This window comes from Erwinia persicina (assembly GCF_014838825.1).
GTDB lineage: Bacteria > Pseudomonadota > Gammaproteobacteria > Enterobacterales > Enterobacteriaceae > Erwinia > Erwinia persicina_A.
The window spans coordinates 155,849-173,802 of record NZ_JACYMO010000005.1; the positions used below are offsets into that span (position 1 = coordinate 155,849).

Consider the following 17,954-nt stretch of genomic DNA (forward strand, 5'->3'; position numbering starts at 1 on the left):
TGGATCCTTAATCGTCTTCGTCATCGCGCAGCGGTACGATCAGCATATCGATATGAACGGTGTTGATCAGCTGGCGCGCGGAAGACATCAGCTTGCTCCAGAAGTCCTGATGGTGGCCGCACACCACCAGATCCACCTGATACTGTTTAATGGCATCGACCAGCACCTGGCCGAGATCGCCGCTGCCGCTTAAGGTTTCTGCAATCGGATACCCAGCGCTGTTGGACAGGTCCGTCAGGGCGGTATGGGTCTCTTCAGAAATGCGTTTCTGCATATCACCGAGGTTAACGTCAATCAGACCGGTGTAGAGATCTGAATAGTTCACATCGACGTGGATCAGCGAGACCTTCGCGTCATAAGGGCGCGCCATGGATACGGCCTTGTCGACCAGTAGCTTACTTTCCGGCGACAGATCGACGGCAATCAGGATGTGTTTATAAGACATTTTGAAAACTCCTTTTCACGTAAGTGTTAAGACTGAGTATAGCGAAAATTGTTTCCAGGTGTTGTGCCCCGGGATGGCGTTTGCGAGGGCGATCAACATGAATTTTGCACCCTGGATCCCTTAAGCCGCAAACATCGCTGGAAAAAAATGAAGCATATCTCCTACACTGATAAAAGACGGTAGCAAACGTCCCTTGTTTTGCCGTCCTGCTTGCAGAAATCATCTCAATAAATAAAGGCTGGCGAACCATCGGGAATATACCCGGTTTTGCCGCGTATCGCATTTCCTGATGAAAGTCCGGGAGGGGATCATGATCAGCACCATTGCGCTTTTCTGGGCTCTTTGTGTCGTTTGTGTGGTGAATATGGCGCGCTATTTTTCATCGCTGCGGGCGCTGTTGGTGGTACTGCGGGGCTGCGATCCGTTGCTCTATCAGTATGTGGATGGCGGCGGGTTTTTTACGTCTCACGGACAGCCGAGTAAGCAGGTCAGGCTGATTGGCTACATCTGGTATCAGCGCTATCTCGACCATCATGATGATGAGTTTATTCGCCGCTGTCAGCGGCTTCGTGGGCAGTTTGTCCTCACCAGTGCCCTGTGCGGACTGGTGTTTATCAGCCTGATTGGGCTGGCTATCTGGCATTAAAAAAGGGCGACCCCAAAAAGGGTCACCCTCTACATCGGTGCAGAACGGCTTTTTTGCGCCGCCCTTCAGGTCGATTGCGAAGACCGGTCGACCTCAGCGGATAGTTAAATCAGCTTCAGCGCCAGCCAGTACAGCACACCGGAAAGCACAATCGACACCGGCAGAGTAAATACCCACGCCAGCAGGATGTTCTTAATGGTGCGACCCTGAACGCCACCGCCGTCAACCAGCATCGTACCGGCAACGGAAGACGACAGGACATGAGTGGTTGAAACCGGCATACCGGTATAACTCGCCACGCCAATCGACACCGCTGCTGTCATCTGTGCCGACATGCCCTGCGCATAGGTCATGCCTTTTTTACCGATTTTCTCACCGATGGTGGTGGCAACACGACGCCAGCCAATCATCGTTCCCAGCGACAGCGCTAATGCCACGGCCAGAATGATCCATACCGGAGCATACTCGATGGTATTCAACAGATCGCCTTTCAGCTTGCTGAGGAAACGTTTGTCGTCAGACTTGGTCTCCGGCAGCTTGGCTGCTTTTTCTGCGGTATCAGAAATACACATCAGCAGACGGCGCAGCTGGCTGCGCTGCTCCACGTTAAGCGCGTCGTAGCTGCTGAGGTTATTCAGCAGCCCCTGCGCCCGGTGGATAGCAGGCAGGGCGCGTGCCGCATCACAGTGGAACTCATGCGGCCCTGAAGGCACCTCTTCCGGCGTTGGTAGCGCAGGCGGTGACATCTGGATGATATGCGTCAGTGAACTGGCATGCTGCTGGTAATACTGTTCCAGATGGTTGACGGCATCGCGGGTGCGAGTGATGTCATAACCGCTGGAGTTCATATTGACCACAAAGCCTGCCGGTGCCACGCCGATCAGGACCAGCATGATCAGGCCAATGCCTTTCTGACCGTCGTTGGCCCCGTGCGAATAGCTGACGCCAATCGCCGAGACAATCAGCGCGGTCCGCGTCCAGAACGGGGGCTTTTTCTTGCCATCGATCTTTTCACGTTCGGCCGGCGTCATATGGATACGCTGGCGTTTTTTACTGCCGCTCCAGTAACGACGCAGAATAAATACCAGGCCACCGGCGACCACCAGGCCAACAATCGGTGAAATAATCAACGACATAAAGATGCCAATCATTTTAGGAATGTTCAGCGCATCCACCACCGAGGTGCCGGTCAGCAACGCGTTGGTGAGGCCAATACCGATAATGGCACCGATCAGGGTATGCGAACTGGAGGCCGGTAACCCGAAATACCAGGTACCAAGATTCCAGATAATAGCGGCAAGCAGCATGGAAAAGACCATGGCCAGCCCGTGAGCCGATCCAACATTTAACAGCAGATCGGTGGGTAGCAGATGGACGATAGCGTAAGCCACGCTTAAGCCGCCCAGGAGTACACCAAAGAAGTTGAATACCCCGGCCATGACAACCGCTAACTGCGAGCGCATTGCACGGGTGTAGATCACGGTTGCTACCGCGTTGGCCGTATCGTGGAAGCCGTTGATTGCTTCGTAAAATAAAACGAACAACAGAGCAAGAACCAGAAACAGGCCGGTATGTAAATCAAGACCAGCAAACAGATGCAGCATAAGCGTTACGCCATTTTGGAGGACATGAACGCGGCGCATTATCAGCGACAAACCGCACCCGGGGAAAGGGAAATATAGACTTTTTTTGACACTAATGTGTCAGGACGAGGAGGGTGCTGGGTGAAAGTATCAAAAAATCATAAAGTTACAAAATGTTTCCCCGTCAAAATGGTGCGACGCTGGTATCCCTGCCGTCGACTCACTACAATCAGCGTTTTTGCAGGTCGGCACGGGGTGTGTGGTGGAAAAGTTTGACGTTATCGTAATTGGCGCGGGTGCGGCTGGCCTGTTTTGCGCAGCCCAGGCGGGGCAGAAAGGGCGGCGCGTGCTGTTGATTGATAATGGCAAAAAAGCCGGGCGTAAAATTCTCATGTCAGGCGGCGGCCGCTGTAACTTCACCAACCTCTATACCGAACCGGCAGCCTATCTGTCACATAACCCGCATTTCTGTAAGTCGGCCCTGGCGCGTTATACCCAGTGGGATTTTATCGATCTGGTCACCCGTCACGGCATTGCCTGGCACGAAAAAACCCTGGGTCAGCTGTTCTGTGACGACTCCGCGCAGCAGGTGGTCGACCTGCTGCTGAAGGAGTGTGAGAACGGGAAGGTGACGCTGCGCCTGCGCAGTGAGGTCCTCTCCGTCAGCCGTGATGACAGCGGCTATACGCTGCAGCTGAACGGCGCGGACGTGCAGGCAGAAAAGCTGGTGATCGCCAGCGGCGGGCTGTCAATGCCGGGGCTGGGGGCGTCGCCGTTCGGCTATAAAATAGCGGAGCAGTTTGGCCTGAAGGTGTTCCCGACCCGCGCCGGGCTGGTGCCGTTTACCCTGCATAAACCGCTGCTTGAACAGCTTCAGACGCTGTCCGGCGTGTCGGTGCCGGCGGTGCTGACCGCTGAAGATGGCACGGTGTTTAAAGAGGCACTGCTGTTCACCCACCGTGGCCTGTCCGGACCGGCGGTGTTGCAGCTGTCCAGCTACTGGCTGCCGGGGGAGTTTGTCACGGTTAACCTGTCGCCGGGCCAGGACATTGATGCGCTGATTAACGATGAGCGGCAAAGCCATCCGAATCAGAGCCTGAAAAATACCCTGGCGAAGCTGCTGCCGAAACGGCTGGTCGAGTGCCTGCAGCTGCTGGGTACTGTGCCGGAGTGTACGCTGAAGCAGCTGAACAGCCGCCAGCAGGCCGATCTGGCCGCCGCACTGCATCAGTGGCGCGTGCAGCCCAACGGTACTGAAGGTTACCGCACGGCGGAAGTGACGCTCGGCGGGGTGGATACCAGCCAGCTGTCGTCAAAAACGATGGAGGCGCGCGACGTGCCTGGCCTCTATTTTATCGGTGAAGTGGTGGACGTGACCGGCTGGCTGGGAGGCTATAACTTCCAGTGGGCGTGGAGTTCCGCCTGGGCCTGCGCGCAGGCGCTATAGCCTCTTTCAACCTGTACTCATCTGATCCCCTGGCGACAGGGGTGATAAGGCTGAATTAAATAGCGCGCGATCTAATCGTTTACAACTCTCCTTCCCTGTGTCATTCTCGGCAAACTAAATAGCGCACTACTTAATAGCAAGCAATACAGGAACCTCCCATGAAACTGAAACTCACTGCCTCCGCTTTGTTACTGGCCAGCCATGCCATGAGCGCCTTCGCCGCACCTGAAGAAAGCACGCCTGCTCCGACGGCTGGCGTTGCGACCTTTTTGAAAGCATTAAACAGCGGCGGGGGTAAGCCTATTGAACAGCTTTCGCCGCAGGCAGCGCGTGCGGTGCTGACGGGTGCCCAGCAGGGGGCCGTTCTGCCACCCGCAGAGGTGTCAGAAAAAGTGATCACGGTGTCAGGAAAACCGCTGACGCTGACGGTGGTTAAACCGGCCCAGGCTGGCGGGATACTGCCGGTATTTATGTTCTTCCACGGCGGCGGCTGGGTACTGGGGGATTTTCCGACGCATGAGCGTCTGGTTCGCGACCTGGTGAATGAGTCGGGGGCGGCGGCGGTCTTTGTTAACTACGCCCCTTCACCTGAGTCCCACTATCCGGTGGCGATCACCCAGGCCTACGAGGCGACGAAGTGGGTAGCCCTGCACGGTGCTGAGATTGGCGTGGATGGTTCGCGGCTGGCGCTGGTCGGTAACAGCGTGGGGGGGAATATGGTCGCGGCCGTCGCCTTGCAGGCGAAACAGTTCCACACGCCGGCAATCCGCTACAGCGTCATGCTCTGGCCGGTGACCGATGCGCGTACAGACGATGCGTCTTATCATCAGTTTGCGGAAGGGTATTTCCTGACCAGAAATATGATGAAATGGTTCTGGAACAGCTACGCCCCCTCAGAAAAAGACCGCAACAATATCCTTGCCTCGCCGCTGCGTGCCAGCCGTGAGCAGCTTCAGGGCTTACCACCAACGCTGATCCAGACCGCAGAGCTGGACGTGCTGCGCGATGAGGGCGAGGCATTTGGTCGTAAGCTGGACGAGGCAGGCGTCCCGGTCACGGTCACGCGCTATAACGGTATGATCCACGATTACGGCCTGTTAAACGCCCTGAGCAATGAGCCGACGGTGAAAACTGCCCTGCGCCAGGCCTCGTCAGAGCTGCGGTCGCACCTGAAGTGAATGATAAAGCCAGCCTGTGGGCTGGTTTTTTAGCATCTTGAAGGGGCTGCTGTCTGCCGGACCGGTTACCGCATCGGCGATGGTGCCAGAGAAAAATGCGGATGAAGGCCCGCCAGCAGCAACAGGAATTCATATTCCGCCTGGCCGAGCTGGCCCGGGTTGCTGGCCGCTTCTTTGGTCTGCCAGACGCGCAGGCTGAGGCCAAACCGCTCGGCAGCGCGCTCCTGTGAGAGCCCGGCGGCGAGGCGAAGTTCACGTACGTTGGTTTTCACCGGTACAAAGTGCGGGAGAGGTGAGTTTGGCATAGGCGATTCCTGTATCTGTTTTTTTTAGTTGCTGCATAAGTTTTCCCTGGTGTTACGAGTGACTACTAAAAATAAAGCCTGCACTACTTTAAATAGCACGCTATTCAATAGCGCATTATGTTTGTGTATATGATTGTGGCATTAACCGGGAAAAAGAGAAGGGGAAGTTGATTAAATATTTCTTTCGTCAGACGATAATATTTTTTTCAAAGTGGGAGGGTGAAAAGGGAATGCCGCAGCGCATAAGCCCTGGCGGGGCGGCATTCCCTGTTAATTACTTTTTCCATTTGCACTGATAGGGCCAGCCTCTGGCGGAAAAGCCGTTTCTTTATCCCTTAGCTTTCGCCTCATTCTGTTCGCGGTGTGGTAGCCCCTGAGGCCTGTCGGTAAAGGCGTGCAAATCGCGATACAGACTGGCCATGTAAAGCACGATCACGGCTGAGAAGGGCAGACCACAAATAACCACGGCGGTCTGCATTGCACTGAAGCTGCCCGCATACAGCAGGCCCGCGCAGACCAGCGTGGTGACTGATGCCCAGAATATGCGTAGCCAGGCTGGCGCATCATCGTCATTGGTCCCTCCCTTGCTGGAGAGATTGGCGATCATGAGCGTACCGGAGTCTACCGGGGTCAGAAACAGCACGAAGCTGATAATAATCGTGAAACCGGCCGTGATTTTAGTGAACGGCAGGTATTCAAACAGTTTGAATACGGCCATGGGCGGATCGCTCAGTGCAACCTGGCCCAGGATATGATCGGCATGCTCAAGTACGAGGCTGATGGCGGTATTGCCAAAAATAGAGAGCCAGGCGAGGGTGAAGCCCAGCGGGATCAGCATCACACCGAAAATCAGCTCACGAATCGTTCTTCCCTTCGATATGCGGGCAATAAATAAGCCGACGAAGGGGGCCCAGGCCACCCACTATGCCCAGTATCCGCGCACAGACGATTTAAATGGTTATCAGCAGGAGGGGTTTGGTCCGATGGACCGCACCGTTACGCCCCGGGGCCGCCGCGCCAGTACCGCCCGGGGCTATCTGGATCAGGCGCGCAGGCGTCCTAATCTGACGATTGAGATCCACGCCGTTACCGACCGGATCCTCTTTAAGGATAAGCGGGCCACCGGCGTGAGCTGGCTGCAAAAAGAGACGCAGCATACGGCCCATGCCCGGCGTGAAGTCTTACTCTGCGCGGGGGCGATTGCTTCCCCACAAATCCTGCAGCGCTCAGGAGTAGGGCCTGCCGGCTTGCTAAAAAGTCTGAATATTCCGCTGATTCACGATCTGCCCGGCGTTGGGGCGAATTTGCAGGATCATCTTGAAATGTATCTGCAGTACGAGTGCAAGCAGCCGGTGTCGCTGTCCCCTGCACTGAAGTTACATAATCAGCCGTTGATTGGTGCTGAATGGCTGGCAATGGGAACCGGTATTGGGGCCAGTAATCACTTTGAGGCAGGCGGGTTTATTCGTAGCCATGAGGAGTTTGACTGGCCGAATATTCAATATCATTTCCTGCCAGTGGCAATTAACTATAACGGTTCTAACCCGATTAAGACCCACAGTTTCCAGGCGCACGTCGGCTCGATGCGTTCACCCAGCCGTGGACGCGTGCAGATCGTCTCGAAAAACCCGCATGACCATCCCAGCATCCTGTTTAACTATATGTCACAGGAGCAGGACTGGCGTGAGTTTCGGGCGGCCATTCGCATCACCCGGGAGATCATGCAGCAGCGCGCGCTCGATCCCTACCGTGGCAAGGAAATCTCGCCGGGGGCAGGCTACCAAAGTGATGATGATCTGGATCGCTTTGTACGCGAACATGCGGAAACGGCCTACCATCCGTCATGCTCAAATGCGATGGGCTATCATGACATGGCCGTGGTCGGTAACGAGGGTAAAGTCCACGGCATGGAAAACCTGCGCATTGTCGATGCGTCCATTATGCCGCGGATCACCACCGGCAATCTTAACGCCCCGACGATTATGATCGCCGAGAAAATCGCCGATATGATCCGTGGACGTCCACCGCTAGCGCGAAGTGACGTGCCGTACTATGTCGCCAACGGTGCCCCGGTACGCCATCGCCGGGATAAATAACCGACGTGTTTACCCACAGGCTTCCGGTCGCCCGTACCGGAAGCCCTCTGCAGGTCAGCGAACGTTACGGGTTCCAGAGGTGGATGCCGTCGCGGCCGGTGCGCTTCACGTTGTACAGTGCCTGATCGGCATGGCGCAGCCACTGATGAATGGAGTCGGCGCTGCCCGCCGGGGCAATGCCGATGCTGACCGAGCACTGAAAGTGCGGGGAGGCCGGTAAACGTATCTGCGCAATTTTTTCCTTCAGTGCGGCAGCCAGCATCACAATGGTGTTGCTGTCTGCATCACGGACAATCACCCCCAGCTCATCCCCACCGAAGCGGGCGGGAATATCCCGGATACCTACTTCCGTGCGCAGCAGCATGGAGATTTCAGCCAGCAGATAATCTCCGGCCTCATGGCCGAAGCGGTCGTTGACCTGCTTGAAGTTATCCACATCCAGCAGCATCAGCCAGGCATGACCCTCCCCGCGCTGGGTGCGCAGATATTCGCTTTCCAGACGGCGGTCGAACAGGCGACGGTTGGGGATTTTCAGGCTGGGGTCCATCAGCGAAATGCGTTCCAGTTCGCGATTCTTTCGGCGCAGGGTCAGGGTCAGCTGGTAGGAGACGGCGCTCAGCACCAGCATATAGCAGGTGGCAAGCGGCAGCGTCAGCCAGACCGTGCGCGTGCTGAACGTGGTCACCAGCGGCATTCCGGCCACGCTCCACGCGGGAATAAACGCCAGCAGGAAAGCGGCAATCGCCGGTTTGAGCTGCGGCCAGCCACCGGCCGCATAGCGGTCTGAGGCCAGCACCGCCATAATGATAAAGGAGGGCACCGGGCTGATGCCCATCAGGGCGACCCAGATACCGCCGAAGGCGGCATCGATCGTCAGATTACGCCGTTCCGTTGCCGTCGGATCCCATGATGAGTGAGCCAGTATCCACGCAATCACCGGCCAGACGAAAGCATTAATGCCCAGCAGAATGGCCAGCCACAGCCCCCGGTCCAGTTCGGACAGTACAGAAAGAAACGGGAAAAAACATAAAAAGGTGCCCAGTTGCCGCATGGCGAACATGCGACGAATAAAGCGTACAGAGCGCTGTTTTAACTGTGTGTCGTCAGGAGAGTAATAGTGCATGAATACGCGACATTGAGCCGATCAATGCTGCAGTGTATCGGAAAAAAAGTAGCCTGTTCGTTATTTTATCGGGTGGGAAGAACAATGCCGGCCAGTCTGCGCAACCGGCATAGTTCCTGGTAAAAATTATCTCATTAAAACGAGTAGTTAGCCGATACCGTGACGTTTCGCGGTGCGCCATACACCACATAAGTCCCGAGGTAATCGTAATACTCTTTATCGAACAGGTTGTTAATATTCGCCTGAACGGAAACCTGCTTCGTGACCTGGTAGCGGCTGAACAGATTCACCAGGGTCACCGGCGACTGGTCAATATAATCCGCCGGGGCACTGGCAACGTTGGCCCAGGTTTTGTTCTGCCAGTTTACGCCGCCGCCAACGGTCAGATCCTGCAGCATCGGCAGACGGTAGCTGGTGAACAGCTTCGCGGTAGTCCGCGGGATTTCCGGCATCACGGCAGTGCCGTTACGCTGTTCGGCAATGTAGCGTGATGCACCGAAGGTCATCTGCCAGTTGTCGGTCAGCGCGCCGTTCACTTCAAATTCTACGCCCCGGCTTACCGCATCAACCGAATCGTACGCATATTCTGTGGTGTTCGGAATATAGACGTAGCTGTTTACCCCCAGGCCGTTTTGCTCGGTACGGAATAACGACAGCGATGCAGTCAGGCGACTGTTCATCCAGTCGCCTTTCATACCCGTTTCGTAGCTTTTTCCCGTCACGGGGGCGAGATATTTCGCGCTGCTGCTGCGTGTGGTTTGTGGCTGGAAGATACGGGTGTAACTCGCGTACAGCGAGTAGGTGTCATTAAGATCGAAAGTCAGACCCGCATAAGGGGCGACTTTATCACTGGTGTTTGAGCCTGATGTACCGTTGGCGCTCCAGTCGGTATAGCGGGCACCCACTAACAACGACAGTGGGTCAGCCAGTGAGAAGCGTGCGGCGGTGTAAACCGATTTCTGGCGGATAGTATCAGCCAGTGAATTTGTCCACGGTGACCAGGTCCCTTCGGTGACGCTGCCGTTCCAGTCGTGATAGTTACCGGTATCTACCCCTGACAGGTCTGAGAAGCTGTTATAGAAGGTATTTTCCTGTTTGCTGTAGCTGCCGCCGACCATCAACTCGTGAGAGCGTCCCAGCAACTCGAAAGGGCCGTTGGCATACAGATCGACGCTGTCCGTAGTACGGCGGCCTTTGTTCCAGCCGCTGTACAACGTATTACCGGTGCCGGTGACTTTATCCGGGTAACCATCAGAGTACATCAGACGTGTATCGAAAGTCGTTCTGGTGTGGCTGCCGCTGACCTGTGCCTGCCAGCCGCTGTCGAATTTTTGCATCAGCGTGGCAAAGATCTTGTTGGATTCTTTGTCACTATAGGCCCAGTCCGCACCGGAGTTGAAACTACGGTCAAAGTGGGTACGTTCGCCGTTACTATAGAACGTCGGGATGCCGCCCCAGCTTGGGTCTTCGGAGCTGCTGTCCTGGTAATCCCAGCCCAGTGACAGCGTGGTGGAATCGGTTAAATCGGCATCCAGCACCGTAGAAAGAAATTTCTTTCGGGCATGGTAGCGATCAAGCCAGCTGTCATTTTCCTGATAACCCCCGATGGCGCGGCCGCGTAGGGTGCCAGATTCATTTAACGGCACGGTGACGTCCCCGACGTAGCGCTGTTTATCCCAGCTGCCGGTTTCTGCAGACAGCTTACCGGTGACCACTTTGCTGTCGGCATGTTTTCGCACCATATTGACGGAGGCTGACGGGTTACCGGAACCCAGGGCCAGGCTGTTCGCACCGCGAATCACTTCGATACGATCGTAAATGGCGGTATCCGAACGGGTATCGCCCAAGTCCCAGACATCGGTCACCACGGTGGGCACGCCGTCGAAAAGGTAGTTATTAATCAGGAAGCCGCGGGAATAATAGTTTGATCGGTCGGAATCGATATTAGAGGCCGACACGCCCACCGTGTTGTTCAGAACATCGCCCACGCTCTGCAGTCCCTGGTCTTGCATCCGTTGTTGACTGACAATAGAAACAGACTGCGGAATATCACGCACGGTCAGCGGCATTTTGGTACCTGCGCTGGTGACTGGAACGCTGTAATCCGTGGCGGCCTGGGCTGCTGCCGTATCCGTATTCGCCTCCACGGTCAGCGTATCGGTTTTGGCGCTGTCGGCGGCAACGGCGGGCTGCAATACAGACATTACCAACAGTGCGGCAAGCGACGGGGTGAGAATACGTGAGGCAGATAATGGCGCTGAGTGAGGCTGCTTACGGGATTTAGAGCGAGACATTGGCACGATCATTCCTGGAATAAGTTGCTGATGTTGAGTCAATACCTGCACCGGGCACGAAAATATCTACCGATTATCCTTAGGCGGTATGAGTACTCTGACTGATCCATGAAGTAGCGGCGAGGTTCACTGATACGGCAATCAGGCAGATTAGCGCCTGTAATGATAAAGCAAATGAGAACTATAATTATTTGATTATGAGATGTAAATATTTATTCATCGTGAAGGGAACTAAATTGGGGGCGAGAAACCTGTGCGGAAACGTACCATGTTCTCTCTTTATTCAGGGGACAATCCTTTATCCGATTGTCCCCTGTTGAGACTGCTGTTTACGGATTGGCCGTGAACTGTTCTGGCTGTTTCAGCAGCGCACGTTTCTCTGCCACGTCCTGCTCCGTTACGGCGGGAGCCGCATTGCCCCAGCTGTTGCGAATATAGGTCATGGTGGCGGCCACCTGCTTGTCTGACAGTTTCCAGGCAAACGGCGGCATCGCCCCACTGGTCGGGTTACCGTGTGTCACCGCGCCGCGTCCTCCCTGCAATACGGTGGTGATCAGCGAAGAGGCATCCGGTGCCATCAGTGCCGGATTATCCGCCAGGCTGGCCGCCAGATGAGGAATGCCTTTGCCGTCACTGTTGTGGCAGGCGGTACAGTTGGCAGAATAGACATTCGCCCCCATGCGCATCTGATCACTGTCAGCGGAGAGCGGCGCGGGTTTCTGGCGATCAGAGCCCGGCTGTGACTTGATGTAAACCGCGATGGCTTTCAGGTCGTCGTCGCTGAGATGCTGGGTGGAGTTGGTGACCGCTTCGGCCATTGGCCCGGATGCCACCGCCACATGGTTGCTACCCAGTTTCAGATACTGCACCACCTGCTCGTCGCTCCAGCCGCCAATACCGGTGTAACGGTTACTGGTGATCTCTGGTGCGTACCATTCGCCAAGATTGCTGCCCTGCAAATACTCGCCGGTATCACCGCCAATAATATTTTTTGGTGTATGGCATGCGGCACAGTGTTCCAGCCCCTGCACCAGATAGGCCCCACGATTCCATTGTGCTGACTGAGTACTGTCGGGCGCAAACGGTGCGTTTTTAAAGAACAACAGATTCCATCCCATCATTGCCAGACGGATGTTATACGGGAACGGCAGGCTGGTTTCCGTCACCTTTTTATTCACCGGTTTTACCGAACGCATGTACATCCACAGGTCGTGCATATCCTCGTCACTGACATTAACATAGGCGTTGTACGGCATGGCTGGATAGAGATTTTGCCCCTCTTTCCCCTTGCCGTGGCGCACGGCACGATAGAAATCACGTTCGGTCCAGTTACCAATGCCGGTATCAGCGTCCGGAGTAATATTACTGGCAAAAATGCCGCCAAACGGCGTACTGATCGCGTAGCCTCCGGCGTAGGCCTGTTTGCTTTCCGGTGCGGTATGGCACGCCACACAGTCACCCGCCAGCGCCACGTAATGACCCCGCTCAACGGCTGCTGCATCATCGGCGGTGAGCGGGTGTTTCATCAGAATCTGGTCATCTGCCACATTGTCGGCGCGCGTATTGCCGTTTTGATATAGCAGAACACCCGCCAATGCTGCTGCAATGGCGAGAGTACCCACGGCTAATTTGATTTTATTCATATCACACCTTCACCAGCGGGCCGGGGGTTTTCAGGTACTGCTCAATGATGGCTTTCGCTGTCCACAGACTGAGTGCACCAATAGTACCGGTCGGGTTATATCCGGCGTTATTCGGGAAGGAGGAGGCTCCAAGCACAAACAGGTTGTGCGCGTCCCAGCTCTGCTGATAACGGTTCAGCACGCTGGTTTTCGGGTCAGTTCCCATCACCGCTCCCCCGATGGTGTGATCGCTGGCAAAATTGTATGGCGAGTAGTTGCCTGCGGCGGAGTTGGTACCAAGGACAATTTCAGCCCCCATCGCCTTGCCAATCTCCACGCTTTTTTCTTCGATAAACTTCGCTGAGCGACGGTCGTTCTCGTTGTAGTCGAAGGTCACGCGCAGCAAGGGATTGCCGTTGTCATCGTTATATTCCGGATCCAGATCGAGGTAGTAGTCCTCGTGCGAGAAGCTGGTACCCTGGCCAAAAATAAAGGTGCCGTTCTGGAACGCGTGGGTGTAAGCTTTTTTCCACGCCTTGCCCCAGCGTGGTGTGCCAGGGGGCAGTGCATCAGCATTGCCGATAGGGCGCGCGCCACGTGCCACTACCAGAATCCCGGCACCACCAATAAAATTGAGATCGCTGTGATCGAAGTTATCGCCGTTGAAATCATCCACCTGCTGCGACAGCGCCCCGGCACCAATGTACTGGTTGAGGTTCTCATCTTTGAAGAACAGGCTGGCCCCGGAGACGGTCTGGAAACTGTAAGCACGGCCGACCACGCCCGTTTTAGTCACTGGATCGTACGGCTGGCCGATTTTCGATAGCAGCAGCAGGCGCACGTTCTGCATCTGGAAAGCAGACAGCACCACGATCCCGGCTGGTTGCTCCCACTCTTTTTTATTTTTGTCGAGATAGGTGACGCCTGTGACGGTCTTGCCATCGGCGGCTTTGTTGACCCGCACTACAGCGGAATCGGTCAGCACCGTAAAATTCTCACGCTGCATCAGCGCCGGGATCACACAAGCATTGGGGCTGGATTTGGAGAAGTTGCCACAGCCGTAATAGAGGCAGTAACCGCAGTAGGTGCAAGGGCCCATTCGTACGCCGAGCGGGTTGACATAGGCGCGTGATGTCTGGCCTGCCGGCACCATAAACGGATGCTGGCCGAGGGATTTCGCTGCATCACGGAACAGGTCTGTCAGACGCATACTTTCCAGCGGTGGCAGCGGATATTCGTTGCTGCGGTTGCCTTCGAACGGGTTGCCGCCCTCAACGATCTCCCCATTGAGTTTGCCAGCTTTACCGGACACCCCGGCGATCTTCTCAAAGCGGTCGTAGAACGGCTCCAGCTCGTCATAGGTCACTCCCCAGTCCTGTAAAATCAGTCCCTTGTCGATTTTCTCTTTGCCATAGCGTGCTACGGTCTGACTGTAAGGTTCCAGATCCCACGGCGTGAAGCGCCAGGCCATACCGGCCCAGTGGGTGCCAGATCCCCCTACGTTGTAGCCCAGTTCATTCAGGTTCCAGTCGCGCGATGGCAGGGCTTTCTGAGTGATGTTATTGCGGAACGTGGTGGTTTCAACGGCGGGTGGAAGCAGCATACTGCGGCGCGTATCCCAGCGCAGTTCATCGGTATCAATTGACGGTGGAAAATCGGTGGCGGTTTCGAACCACGGGCCACGTTCAATGGCAACGACATTCAGGCCTGCGCGGGTTAGCTCTTCGGCGATCAGAGAGCCGCACCAGCCCAGACCCACAATGACGACATCAGCGTTTGGACGGACATTTTTCATTTCGGGACTCTATTACTCAATGGCATAAGCAGCCGGATTACAGGGTGTTGTCGATCAGGCTGGTGGGGATAATATTCAGCTTCTGCCCTTTTTTGCTCAGCAGATCGCGGAAGTCGTAACGGGCACCGGGGAAGCCCAGCATCTTCCAGCTGGTCATCTCTTTATTGCCGCCATAGATCGGATCGGCGAGAAAACCTTCGCGGACGTTCTGCAATAGCAGCTCAAAAAACACCTTGGTTTCCACTTCCGCACCCATGTTTAGTCGGTTAGCTTCCATCGCGTGCAGCACCTGATCCTGCTGGTCATCGTTGAGGCTGAGAAATGTTTGGCCATACTGCGCACGGGTGGCGGCATCCAGAGCGGCCAGTCCCTGGCGATAACGCTGTGCGGGCGTCAGCGGCGATTGTGGTCCCTGCTCTGGGGTGCCTTTGACGAAACGTCCCAGACGATAAAGTGCCACGGCATTGCCATAATCACCGGCCAGCTGACGGTCAATAAACACAGCGCAGCCAGCCTCCTTTCCACCAAGACTCATCTCATCAGCAGGAATAAAACGGTCAGCAATGGCTGCTACGGTGTCGAATTCATGGCGTGTGAGATACTGCAATCCGCCAGTACGTGGCGGTGGTGGGGGTGTATTGATTTGACCGGCTTCCCAGGGTTGGCCTCCGTTCACTTCCCTGGCATCAGCCACGGGCAGTGTAGAAGCCAGGCCGAGGGCGGCGACTGACGTGAGGAACTCTCTGCGTTTCATGACATTTCCCTGCTTCTTAAATAATTTAATTGCCTGACGATGAATGTCTGTTTGAAAAAATGGCTTCGCCCCGTCTATTTATAAATAAAAAACGTATTGGGTCGTGGTGAAGTCACAACGTTTAAGGTCAATTTTACGTTGGGTTTTCCAGATGTATTATTTTTATGAGTTACATGAATTTAAAATAATTAATAACTTAGTAACATTGGGGGTATCATAAAATCTTTACCCGATGATGGGTACTTTTGGCTTGATGGTTTTCCATCAGAGTGACTTTTTTTTGTATGGATAATGAACAAAAAAAGTCGTCTGTTTTTTTTGGCAACAATTGTCATCTTGCCTGTGCCCGCAGCTTTTCCATACTATCTGCGCGTTTCTCGTGGTTTTTTATGGTGTCTTCAAAACGGATGTGTGACGAGCATCATCTGCCTGATAGCATCAGAAAATGAGAGTGTTGGAGCAATAATGAAAAAGCATACGCTTGATATGCTGGCAAAAAAAGCAGGTGTCGGCGTGGCAACTGTTGACAGGGTGTTAAATGAACGTGGCGGTGTTTCACCCGAAACAACGCGTAAAGTATTACTGGCTGCGCAGGAAATCGGATTAAACAGAATATTGCCTGTGGCTTATCAGCAACCCTGGCAAATTGAAGTTTTTCTGAGTGGAAACGGCTCGTTTTTCTTTAAGCAGCTGGCGCGAGATTTTGGTGAAATAGCCAATCATCTTGGTTATCAGCGCATGACATTATTGAGGACCTTTACCGTTGAAACTCAGCCGGAGAAACTGGCGCGTCTGATCATCGACAGCAGTACAAAGCGTGACGGGATCATTGTGGTCGCTCACCATTCTCCGGCGCTGTACGAGGCGCTGGAGGTGTGTAAGGCGCGCGGGGTGCCGGTGATCACTATCGTGACCGATCTGCCCGATGCCGAACGCTTATGTCATGTGGGAATTAATCAGATGCAGGCCGGGCGCACCGCCGGGCTGATGATGGGACGTATGGTGAAGGGGGCTGGCGAAGTGGTGATGGTCAGCGGCCGCTGTGATTACAGCGCACACCGCCAGCGCATTGCCGGGTTTCGTGCGGTACTGGAGCAGAAGTTCCCCCAACTGCGGCTGCGCGAAGTGCTTGCCGGGCAGGATCAGCGCGATGTCATCAGCCGTTTGCTGGAGGAGTGCCTGAGCCATGCGCATGACGTGATCGGCCTGTATAACACCGGGTCAGGGAATACCGAAGTGAGCGCCGCACTGGATCGACATCAACTACTGGGGCGCTGTGTGTATATCACACATGAGTTGTATAGCATTACCCGGGGCCTGATGGCAGATGATTTACTGGCAATGACGCTGGATCAAAATGCGCGTATGCATGCGCAGCTGGCGACGGATATTTTGCTGCGCCATCTGGAAGAGGGATACCAACCGACGCTGTATGAGGACGGAAAAGTAGATTTCCGGCTGATAACACCGGAAAACGCCTGAGGATGAGCCTTAGAAGCTGACGGGACGACCTTTTACGATAGCCCCGCTATTAACGCATTAAAAATCCGCTTTCAGTACCACACGGAAATTGGCTTTTCCGGCGCGCACATGGTCCAGCGCGTCGTTGATTTTTGACATCGGGAAGAACTCGACGTGCGGTGCAATATCACGGCGTGCCGCCAGCTTGAGCAGCGAACGCAGCTGGCCCGGAGAGCCGGTGGAGGAACCGGTAATCGCTTTGTCGCCCATAATCAGGTCGAAGGCGCTGACCTGGAACGGCTTCATCACGGCCCCGACGGTGTGGAATTTGCCCTGCGGTGCCAGCGCATCGAAGTACGGCTTCCAGTCGAGATCCACGGCGACGGTGCTGAGGATCAGGTCAAAGCGTCCGGCCTGCGCTTTCAGCGCTTCCGGGTCACGGCTGTTGATGACTTCATCGGCACCCATATCCAGGATGGACTGCTTTTTATTGGCTGTGGAGCTGAAAGCCACCACTTCGGCTCCCATCGCCCGCAGGATCTTAATTGCGATATGGCCCAGACCGCCGATGCCGATGACGCCCACGCGGCTGGTGGCCGTGATATTGCTCATCAGCAGCGGTTTAAACACGGTAATGCCGCCGCACAGCAGCGGACCGGCTGCGGCTGCATCCAGGCTTTCCGGTAGCGGGATCACCCACTGCCAGTCAGCGCGCAGTTTCTCAGCAAACCCACCGTTGTTCAGGATGGTCGGGGTGGTGCCTTTTTCGCAGTTCACCTGCTCGCCGTTGATACAGGCATCACAGTGCTGACAGCTTTTTGCCGTCCAGCCAATCCCCACGCGCTGGCCGATGGACAGGCCTTTATTTTTTGCCGCCTCACCCAGGGCGGAAACGCGCCCGATCACTTCGTGGCCGGCAATGGTCGGATACTGAGAGATACCCCATTCGTTGTCGATCATCGACAGGTCAGAGTGGCAGACGCCACAGTATTCAACCTCGACTTCCACTTCCTCTGTGCTCAGTTCGCCTGCGTCGTATTCATACAGTTCAAGAGCCTGTCCTGCTTGCATGGCCGCGTAGCTTTTAATTTTCATTTCATACCTCAGATTCGGTTTACGGTCAGGGGGGAGAGTTTAGCTGTTCAGGGAAACAATGTGGCTTTTTGCCGCACGTAAGGTTTATCTGAAGGACTGACTGCGGAGAA

Annotated in this window: 13 protein-coding genes and 2 pseudogenes; 5 read left to right on the top strand and 10 right to left on the bottom strand. The window is 55.2% G+C overall.

Annotated features, from left to right (window positions below; all coding sequences use genetic code 11):
* Nucleotides 1–7: 7 nt before the first annotated feature.
* Complete coding sequence (uspA, locus tag IFU29_RS14180; RefSeq protein ID WP_191934491.1) at nt 8–445, bottom strand: universal stress protein UspA; 438 nt, start codon at nt 443–445, stop codon at nt 8–10.
* A gap of 310 nt (nt 446–755) precedes the next feature.
* Here uspA and uspB point away from each other — a divergent pair, with 310 nt between their 5' ends.
* Nucleotides 756–1,091, top strand: coding sequence for a universal stress protein UspB (uspB, locus tag IFU29_RS14185; protein ID WP_062748195.1), 336 nt, complete (start codon nt 756–758; stop codon nt 1,089–1,091).
* 104 nt (nt 1,092–1,195) lie between these two features.
* On the opposite strand, the gene pitA is transcribed toward uspB, so the two are convergent.
* Complete coding sequence (pitA, locus tag IFU29_RS14190) at nt 1,196–2,695, bottom strand: inorganic phosphate transporter PitA (RefSeq protein WP_191934492.1); 1,500 nt, start codon at nt 2,693–2,695, stop codon at nt 1,196–1,198.
* 241 nt (nt 2,696–2,936) lie between these two features.
* On the opposite strand from pitA, the gene IFU29_RS14195 reads away from it, so the two are divergent.
* Both IFU29_RS14195 and IFU29_RS14200 read left to right on the top strand, forming a co-directional pair.
* The gene (locus IFU29_RS14195; RefSeq protein ID WP_191934493.1) at nt 2,937–4,121 is read left to right on the top strand and encodes an aminoacetone oxidase family FAD-binding enzyme; all 1,185 of its coding nucleotides are present in this window, start codon (nt 2,937–2,939) and stop codon (nt 4,119–4,121) included.
* 158 nt (nt 4,122–4,279) lie between these two features.
* Nucleotides 4,280–5,299, top strand: coding sequence for an alpha/beta hydrolase (locus tag IFU29_RS14200; protein WP_191934494.1), 1,020 nt, complete (start codon nt 4,280–4,282; stop codon nt 5,297–5,299).
* A gap of 65 nt (nt 5,300–5,364) precedes the next feature.
* On the opposite strand, the gene IFU29_RS14205 is transcribed toward IFU29_RS14200, so the two are convergent.
* The gene (locus IFU29_RS14205) at nt 5,365–5,604 is read right to left on the bottom strand and encodes a helix-turn-helix domain-containing protein (RefSeq protein ID WP_191934495.1); all 240 of its coding nucleotides are present in this window, start codon (nt 5,602–5,604) and stop codon (nt 5,365–5,367) included.
* A gap of 328 nt (nt 5,605–5,932) precedes the next feature.
* Nucleotides 5,933–6,526: pseudogene (locus IFU29_RS14210) on the bottom strand (BCCT family transporter); the annotation flags it as partial.
* Between the two features lie 4 nt (nt 6,527–6,530).
* Between IFU29_RS14210 and IFU29_RS14215 the strand changes: the two are divergent.
* A pseudogene (locus IFU29_RS14215) lies at nt 6,531–7,700 on the top strand (choline dehydrogenase); the annotation flags it as partial.
* Nucleotides 7,701–7,764: 64 nt separating this feature from the next.
* On the opposite strand, the gene IFU29_RS14220 reads toward IFU29_RS14215, so the two are convergent.
* From IFU29_RS14220 to IFU29_RS14240, 5 genes are all read right to left on the bottom strand, one after another.
* Nucleotides 7,765–8,823, bottom strand: coding sequence for a diguanylate cyclase (locus IFU29_RS14220; protein WP_191934496.1), 1,059 nt, complete (start codon nt 8,821–8,823; stop codon nt 7,765–7,767).
* Nucleotides 8,824–8,957: 134 nt separating this feature from the next.
* Nucleotides 8,958–11,117, bottom strand: a complete 2,160-nt coding sequence (gene fhuE, locus IFU29_RS14225; protein ID WP_244633709.1) for a ferric-rhodotorulic acid/ferric-coprogen receptor FhuE — start codon at nt 11,115–11,117, stop codon at nt 8,958–8,960.
* A 329-nt stretch (nt 11,118–11,446) separates the two neighbouring features.
* A complete protein-coding gene (locus IFU29_RS14230; RefSeq protein WP_191934497.1) occupies nt 11,447–12,760 on the bottom strand; it encodes a c-type cytochrome in 1,314 nt (437 codons plus the stop codon).
* 1 nt (nt 12,761) lies between these two features.
* The gene (locus IFU29_RS14235) at nt 12,762–14,534 is read right to left on the bottom strand and encodes a GMC family oxidoreductase (RefSeq protein ID WP_191934498.1); all 1,773 of its coding nucleotides are present in this window, start codon (nt 14,532–14,534) and stop codon (nt 12,762–12,764) included.
* A 37-nt stretch (nt 14,535–14,571) separates the two neighbouring features.
* Nucleotides 14,572–15,288, bottom strand: coding sequence for a gluconate 2-dehydrogenase subunit 3 family protein (locus IFU29_RS14240; RefSeq protein ID WP_191934499.1), 717 nt, complete (start codon nt 15,286–15,288; stop codon nt 14,572–14,574).
* Nucleotides 15,289–15,753: 465 nt separating this feature from the next.
* On the opposite strand from IFU29_RS14240, the gene IFU29_RS14245 reads away from it, so the two are divergent.
* Nucleotides 15,754–16,770, top strand: coding sequence for a LacI family DNA-binding transcriptional regulator (locus tag IFU29_RS14245; protein ID WP_191934500.1), 1,017 nt, complete (start codon nt 15,754–15,756; stop codon nt 16,768–16,770).
* A 57-nt stretch (nt 16,771–16,827) separates the two neighbouring features.
* On the opposite strand, the gene ahr is transcribed toward IFU29_RS14245, so the two are convergent.
* Entirely contained in the window at nt 16,828–17,844 is a 1,017-nt protein-coding gene (gene ahr / locus IFU29_RS14250; RefSeq protein WP_191934501.1) for an NADPH-dependent aldehyde reductase Ahr, read from the bottom strand.
* Nucleotides 17,845–17,954: the final 110 nt, after the last annotated feature.

What these genes read in the sequence shown, in the direction of transcription:
- uspA (WP_191934491.1), bottom strand. Translation starts at nt 445, where the DNA reads ATGTCTTATAAACACATCCTGATTGCCGTCGATCTGTCGCCGGAAAGT.
- uspB (WP_062748195.1), top strand. Translation starts at nt 756, where the DNA reads ATGATCAGCACCATTGCGCTTTTCTGGGCTCTTTGTGTCGTTTGTGTG.
- pitA (WP_191934492.1), bottom strand. Translation starts at nt 2,695, where the DNA reads ATGCTGCATCTGTTTGCTGGTCTTGATTTACATACCGGCCTGTTTCTG.
- IFU29_RS14200 (WP_191934494.1), top strand. Translation starts at nt 4,280, where the DNA reads ATGAAACTGAAACTCACTGCCTCCGCTTTGTTACTGGCCAGCCATGCC.
- IFU29_RS14205 (WP_191934495.1), bottom strand. Translation starts at nt 5,604, where the DNA reads ATGCCAAACTCACCTCTCCCGCACTTTGTACCGGTGAAAACCAACGTA.
- IFU29_RS14220 (WP_191934496.1), bottom strand. Translation starts at nt 8,823, where the DNA reads ATGCACTATTACTCTCCTGACGACACACAGTTAAAACAGCGCTCTGTA.
- fhuE (WP_244633709.1), bottom strand. Translation starts at nt 11,117, where the DNA reads ATGTCTCGCTCTAAATCCCGTAAGCAGCCTCACTCAGCGCCATTATCT.
- IFU29_RS14230 (WP_191934497.1), bottom strand. Translation starts at nt 12,760, where the DNA reads ATGAATAAAATCAAATTAGCCGTGGGTACTCTCGCCATTGCAGCAGCA.
- IFU29_RS14235 (WP_191934498.1), bottom strand. Translation starts at nt 14,534, where the DNA reads ATGAAAAATGTCCGTCCAAACGCTGATGTCGTCATTGTGGGTCTGGGC.
- IFU29_RS14240 (WP_191934499.1), bottom strand. Translation starts at nt 15,288, where the DNA reads ATGAAACGCAGAGAGTTCCTCACGTCAGTCGCCGCCCTCGGCCTGGCT.
- IFU29_RS14245 (WP_191934500.1), top strand. Translation starts at nt 15,754, where the DNA reads ATGAAAAAGCATACGCTTGATATGCTGGCAAAAAAAGCAGGTGTCGGC.
- ahr (WP_191934501.1), bottom strand. Translation starts at nt 17,844, where the DNA reads ATGAAAATTAAAAGCTACGCGGCCATGCAAGCAGGACAGGCTCTTGAA.